Annotated in this window: 1 pseudogene; it reads left to right on the top strand. The window is 72.3% G+C overall.

What is annotated here, in order from left to right:
* Positions 1 to 40: 40 nt before the first annotated feature.
* Positions 41 to 1276: pseudogene (locus tag J3476_RS27665) on the top strand (HNH endonuclease); the annotation flags it as partial.

The following is a 1276-nucleotide window of genomic DNA, read 5'->3' as shown; positions in this document are numbered from 1 at the left end:
CCAAAGCTAAATGTCGGTGGCGGGGTGTAGCGTCGGTTTCGTGTTCGAAAGTGTGTTCGATGTGGATGCGGTCGCGTCGGAGGCTGAGTTGCGCGCCGTGGTGGAGCGCTGCGAGCACCTGAAATCGGCTGCGGCCGCCGCGCAGGCCCGCGCGACCGCGTTGTGGGCGGCCAAGCGGGAGGCGGCCGAGAAGGCGGCCGGGATTCCGGCCGTGCGGCGGGGGCAGGGGCTGGCCGGCGAGGTCGCGCTGGCGCGGCGCGATGCCCCGGTATGCGGGGCCCGTCACCTCGGGTTCGCGCGGGCCCTGGCCCATGAGATGCCCCATACCCTGGCCGCGCTGCAGGCCGGGGCGCTCTCGGAGTGGCGGGCCACCCTGATCGTGCGCGAGTCGGCTTGTTTGAGTGTCGAGCACCGCGGTGAGTTGGACGCCGAGTTGTGCGCCGACCTGACCCGGCTGACCGGGTGGGGAAATAAGCGTGTGGCCGCCGAAGCCGCGACGATCGCCGCCCGGTTGGATGCCGCCGCGGTCGTGGGGCGGGCCCGCAAGGCTCCGGCGGATCGGGCGGTGTGGACCCGCCCGGCCCCTGATGCGATGGTCTATGTCACCGCGCTGCTGCCCGTGGCCCAGGGCGTCGGGGTGTATGCCGCGTTGAAACGCCAGGCCGACGTGACCTGTGATGGGCGTTCGCGCGGGCAGGTGATGGCCGACACCCTCTACGAACGCATCACCGGCGCCTCCGCGGCCGCGCCGGTGTCGGTGGCGCTGAACCTGGTCATGGCCGATACCACCCTGTTCGGCGCCGACACCAGCCCCGCCTGGGTGCAGGGCTACGGGCCGATACCCGCGGCGGTGGCCCGTCATCTGCTCGCCGACGCCGCGACCGCCGCCCAAACCGACGCGCAAGCCACCCTGCGCCGCCTGTATCGCCACCCCACCTCCGGACAGCTGGTCGCGATGGAATCCCGGGCCCGGTTCTTCCCGCCCGGGCTGGCCCGGTTCATCGACGTGCGCGACCGCACCTGCCGCACCCCCTTCTGCGACGCCCCGATCCGCCACCACGACATGGACCATTCAGGCTGCCACCCCCGACCGCGCCGGTGGGCCCACCAGCGCGCGCAACGGCCTGGGCACCTGTGAAACCTGCAACTACGCCAAAAACGCCCCCGGTTGGACCGTCACCACCACCGACCATGACGGCACCCACCGCGCCGACTACACCACCCCCACCGGCGCGACCTACTACTCCCTGGCCCCACCAGCCCCCACGCGAAACCC

It is taken from the genome of Mycobacterium sp. PO1 (assembly GCF_017312405.1).
GTDB lineage: Bacteria > Actinomycetota > Actinomycetes > Mycobacteriales > Mycobacteriaceae > Mycobacterium.
Note: the sequence above shows the minus strand (reverse complement) of the source record. Positions and strands in the feature narration are given on the sequence as shown.